Genomic DNA, 5505 nt, shown 5'->3' on the forward strand with positions numbered 1-5505 from the left:
TGATAAGATAATATAGTTGTCTCAGCGACAACAAGTAGCACATTGAAAACTGAACAAAACTTTGAACAAACGAATCTGTGACTAGTTATTAGCAGTAATAACAAAAACAAATTTGCGAAGTCAATTCGTAACAAACAATAAACGGATAGTCGTTATAGAGATATAGCAATTAGTCAGTTTAATCGAAGAGTACATCTTCAAACAATGAATTTAAATTCATTTAAATTGAGAGTTTGATCCTGGCTCAGGATGAACGCTGGCGGCGTGCCTAATACATGCAAGTCGAACGCGCAGCGAGAGGTGCTTGCACCTTTCAAGCGAGTGGCGAACGGGTGAGTAACACGTGGATAACCTGCCTCAAGGCTGGGGATAACATTTGGAAACAGATGCTAATACCGAATAAAACTTAGTATCGCATGATATCAAGTTAAAAGGCGCTACGGCGTCACCTAGAGATGGATCCGCGGTGCATTAGTTAGTTGGTGGGGTAAAGGCTTACCAAGACAATGATGCATAGCCGAGTTGAGAGACTGATCGGCCACATTGGGACTGAGACACGGCCCAAACTCCTACGGGAGGCTGCAGTAGGGAATCTTCCACAATGGGCGCAAGCCTGATGGAGCAACGCCGCGTGTGTGATGAAGGCTTTCGGGTCGTAAAGCACTGTTGTATGGGAAGAAATGCTAAAATAGGGAATGATTTTAGTTTGACGGTACCATACCAGAAAGGGACGGCTAAATACGTGCCAGCAGCCGCGGTAATACGTATGTCCCGAGCGTTATCCGGATTTATTGGGCGTAAAGCGAGCGCAGACGGTTGATTAAGTCTGATGTGAAAGCCCGGAGCTCAACTCCGGAATGGCATTGGAAACTGGTTAACTTGAGTGTTGTAGAGGTAAGTGGAACTCCATGTGTAGCGGTGGAATGCGTAGATATATGGAAGAACACCAGTGGCGAAGGCGGCTTACTGGACAACAACTGACGTTGAGGCTCGAAAGTGTGGGTAGCAAACAGGATTAGATACCCTGGTAGTCCACACCGTAAACGATGAATACTAGGTGTTAGGAGGTTTCCGCCTCTTAGTGCCGAAGCTAACGCATTAAGTATTCCGCCTGGGGAGTACGACCGCAAGGTTGAAACTCAAAGGAATTGACGGGGACCCGCACAAGCGGTGGAGCATGTGGTTTAATTCGAAGCAACGCGAAGAACCTTACCAGGTCTTGACATCCTTTGAAGCTTTTAGAGATAGAAGTGTTCTCTTCGGAGACAAAGTGACAGGTGGTGCATGGTCGTCGTCAGCTCGTGTCGTGAGATGTTGGGTTAAGTCCCGCAACGAGCGCAACCCTTATTGTTAGTTGCCAGCATTCAGTTGGGCACTCTAGCGAGACTGCCGGTGACAAACCGGAGGAAGGCGGGGACGACGTCAGATCATCATGCCCCTTATGACCTGGGCTACACACGTGCTACAATGGCGTATACAACGAGTTGCCAACCTGCGAAGGTGAGCTAATCTCTTAAAGTACGTCTCAGTTCGGACTGCAGTCTGCAACTCGACTGCACGAAGTCGGAATCGCTAGTAATCGCGGATCAGCACGCCGCGGTGAATACGTTCCCGGGTCTTGTACACACCGCCCGTCACACCATGGGAGTTTGTAATGCCCAAAGCCGGTGGCCTAACCTTCGGGAGGGAGCCGTCTAAGGCAGGACAGATGACTGGGGTGAAGTCGTAACAAGGTAGCCGTAGGAGAACCTGCGGCTGGATCACCTCCTTTCTAAGGATAATCGGAAAGTGACAGTGCATTAGATTGCAAGTTCAAATGTTCAAAGTTTTGTTTAGTTTTGAGTGTGGTACTGTAATAGGTATCATGTTCAAAAGATGATCCTATGGGGAATTAGCTCAGCTGGGAGAGCACCTGCTTTGCAAGCAGGGGGTCAGCGGTTCGATCCCGCTATTCTCCATAGGCAATCGAAAGATTGTCTTGGTTGTACATTGAAAACTGAATAGTAACAAATTCTTTTAAAAGTAATGGAAACATTATTCTAAATTGAACCGAGAAACAACACAAAAAGAAGTTCTTTAAAAAGAACGGTTTAATCGCAGGTCTGAAAAATGACCAACTCATAAAACGAAACCGCAACGCAAGTTGTATAGGTTAAGTTAATAAGGGCGCGTGGTGGATGCCTTGGCACTAGGAGCCGATGAAGGACGTGACTAACTACGATAAGCTTTGGTGAGCGGTAAGTACGCTATGACCCAGAGATTTCCGAATGGGGAAACCCAACTCGAAAAGAGTTGTCGCTATCTGAATACATAGGATAGACGACGGAATACGCTGTGAACTGAAACATCTCATTAGCAGCAGGAGCAGAAAGAAAAATCGATTCCCTAAGTAGCGGCGAGCGAACGGGGAAGAGCCCAAACCAACGTGCTTGCATGTTGGGGTTGTAGGACTGATAAATAAGAGTTACAAAAGTGTTTTATAGCAGAACAAGTTGGGAAGCTTGGCGAAACAGGGTGATAGCCCCGTAAGCGAAATAGAGCACACTCTTTTCAGGATCCTGAGTACGGCCGGACACGTGAAATCCGGTCGGAATCTGCGGGGACCATCCCGTAAGGCTAAATACTCCCTAGTGACCGATAGTGAACCAGTACCGTGAGGGAAAGGTGAAAAGCACCCCGGAAGGGGAGTGAAATAGTTCCTGAAACCACGACGCCTACAAGAAGTCAGAGCCCGTTAATGGGTGATGGCGTGCCTTTTGTAGAATGAACCGGCGAGTTACGGTATCGTGCGAGGTTAAGGTGGAAAGACCGGAGCCGCAGCGAAAGCGAGTGTGAATAGCGCGAATAGTACGATGCTGTAGACCCGAAACCAGGTGACCTACCCATGGTCAGGATGAAGGTGAGGTAAAACTTACTGGAGGTCCGAACCGGTGCATGTTAAAAAATGCTCGGATGAACTGTGGGTAGCGGTGAAATTCCAAACGAACTTGGAGATAGCTGGTTCTCTCCGAAATAGCTTTAGGGCTAGCCTCATTATAAGCATACTGGAGGTAGAGCACTGTTAAGCCTAGGGGCCCATCTCGGGTTACCAAAGTTTGATAAACTCCGAATGCCAGATATGTATGAATGGGAGTCAGACGATGAGTGATAAGATCCACCGTCGAAAGGGGAACAGCCCAGATCGCCAGTTAAGGTCCCTAAATATATGTTAAGTGGAAAACGATGTGATAGTGCATAGACAACTAGGATGTTGGCTTAGAAGCAGCCACCATTTAAAGAGTGCGTAATAGCTCACTAGTCGAGTGCCATTGCGCGGAAAATGTACCGGGGCTAAACATATTACCGAAACTGCGGGTGCACGTAAGTGCGCGATAGGAGAGCGTTGTAAGGGCGACGAAGGTAGACCGTGAGGACTGCTGGAGCGCTTACAAGTGAGAATGCCGGTATGAGTAGCGAAAGACAGGTGAGAATCCTGTCCACCGAATGACTAAGGTTTCCTGGGGAAGGCTCGTCCACCCAGGGTTAGTCGGGACCTAAGGCGAGGCTGAGAAGCGTAGTCGATGGATAACAGGTTGAGATTCCTGTACCAGTAGTAATGCGTTTGACCGATGGAGGGACGCAGGAGGCTACCAGATGCGCACTGATGGATATGTGCGTGCAAGCAGTAAGTTTTGTAGAGAGTGAAATGCTTTCTACTATAAGGACAAGCTGTGATGCGGATCGAAATAAAGTAGAGAAGTCTGAGATGTCACACTGCCGAGAAAAGCTTCTAGGAAGTATTACACTGCCCGTACCGCAAACCGACACAGGTAGTCGAGTGGAGAACACTAAGGTGAGCGAGAGAACCCTCGTTAAGGAACTCGGCAAAATGACCCCGTAACTTCGGGAGAAGGGGTGCTCATGGCAACATGAGCCGCAGTGAATAGGCCCAGGCGACTGTTTATCAAAAACACAGGTTTCTGCAAAATCGTAAGATGAAGTATAGGGGCTGACGCCTGCCCGGTGCTGGAAGGTTAAAAGGAGTGCTTAGCTTCGGCGAAGGTATGAATTGAAGCCCCAGTAAACGGCGGCCGTAACTATAACGGTCCTAAGGTAGCGAAATTCCTTGTCGGGTAAGTTCCGACCCGCACGAAAGGCGTAACGATCTGGGCACTGTCTCAACGAGGGACTCGGTGAAATTTAAATACCCGTGAAGATGCGGGTTACCCGCGACAGGACGGAAAGACCCCATGGAGCTTTACTGTAGCTTGATATTGAATGTTTGTGCTGCTTGTACAGCATAGGTAGGAGACGTAGAAGTTTGGACGCCAGTCTAGACGGAGTCGCACGGTGGGATACTACCCTCGTTGTATGAACATTCTAACACTGGTCGCTTATCGCGATCGTGGACAGTGTCTGGCGGGCAGTTTGACTGGGGCGGTCGCCTCCTAAAAGGTAACGGAGGCGCTCAAAGGTTTGCTCAGAATGGTTGGAAATCATTCGTAGCGTGTAAAGGCATAAGCAAGCTTGACTGCGAGAGCTACAACTCGAGCAGGTACGAAAGTAGGACTTAGTGATCCGGTGGTTCCGCATGGAAGGGCCATCGCTCAACGGATAAAAGCTACCCTGGGGATAACAGGCTCATCTCCCCCAAGAGTCCACATCGACGGGGAGGTTTGGCACCTCGATGTCGGCTCATCGCATCCTGGGGCTGTAGTCGGTCCCAAGGGTTGGGCTGTTCGCCCATTAAAGCGGTACGCGAGCTGGGTTCAGAACGTCGTGAGACAGTTCGGTCCCTATCCGTCGCGGGCGCAGGAAATTTGAGAGGAGTTGCCCTTAGTACGAGAGGACCGGGGTGAACAAACCGCTGGTGTACCAGTTGTTCCGCCAGGAGCATTGCTGGGTAGCTATGTTTGGATGAGATAAACGCTGAAAGCATCTAAGTGTGAAACTCGCCTCGAGATGAGATTTCCCATTCTTAATGAAGTAAGACCCCTTAGAGATGATGAGGTAGATAGGCTAGAAGTGGAAGTGCTGTGAGGCATGTAGCGGACTAGTACTAATCGGTCGAGGACTTAACCAAAGTCAAGAACGGAAGTTCAAAACGTAATATGAGTGGTTTAATGAAGAGAAAGAATTTGATACTATTTAGTTTTGAGTGAATAACTCAAAGGTGTCGTATTGATAGCATAGAGGACACACCTGTTCCCATTCCGAACACAGAAGTTAAGCTCTATCACGCCGAAAGTAGTTGCCGGATCGCTGGCTGCGAGGATAGGAAGATGCGGTGCCGTACATAGGGAGTGCTCTGAGAAGAGTGCTTTTGCTTTAATTAGAAGAGAGAACGGAAGATATCGGAGAGGTGTCCGAGTCTGGCCGAAGGAGCATGGTTGGAAACCATGTAAACAAGGAATTGTTTCGAGGGTTCGAATCCCTTCCTCTCCATTATGGACGCTTAGCTCAGCTGGGAGAGCACCTGCCTTACAAGCAGGGGGTCACAGGTTCGATCCCTGTAGCGTCCATTGG

3 tRNA genes and 3 rRNA genes are annotated in these 5505 nt (G+C 48.8%); all 6 read left to right on the forward strand.

The features are described 5' to 3' along the window. Positions 1 to 221 precede the first annotated feature (221 nt). The 6 genes from C5L21_RS09375 to C5L21_RS09400 all read left to right on the forward strand — a co-directional run bounded on the left by C5L21_RS09375 (position 222) and on the right by C5L21_RS09400 (position 5501). Positions 222 to 1771: ribosomal RNA gene (locus C5L21_RS09375) — 16S ribosomal RNA — on the forward strand. Between the two features lie 114 nt (positions 1772 to 1885). Beyond that, a tRNA-Ala gene (locus C5L21_RS09380) sits at positions 1886 to 1958 on the forward strand. Between the two features lie 192 nt (positions 1959 to 2150). Continuing rightward, positions 2151 to 5062 (forward strand): 23S ribosomal RNA (locus C5L21_RS09385). Positions 5063 to 5153: 91 nt separating this feature from the next. Next, positions 5154 to 5270: ribosomal RNA gene (gene rrf / locus C5L21_RS09390) — 5S ribosomal RNA — on the forward strand. The 16S, 23S and 5S rRNA genes sit together here with 3 tRNA genes alongside, the layout of an rRNA operon. A 65-nt stretch (positions 5271 to 5335) precedes the next feature. Next, a tRNA-Ser gene (locus tag C5L21_RS09395) sits at positions 5336 to 5424 on the forward strand. A gap of 4 nt (positions 5425 to 5428) precedes the next feature. Further along, a tRNA-Val gene (locus C5L21_RS09400) sits at positions 5429 to 5501 on the forward strand. The last annotated feature ends 4 nt before the right edge of the window (positions 5502 to 5505 follow it).

This window comes from Leuconostoc citreum, assembly GCF_004354555.1.
Classification (GTDB): Bacteria; Bacillota; Bacilli; order Lactobacillales; family Lactobacillaceae; genus Leuconostoc; species Leuconostoc citreum.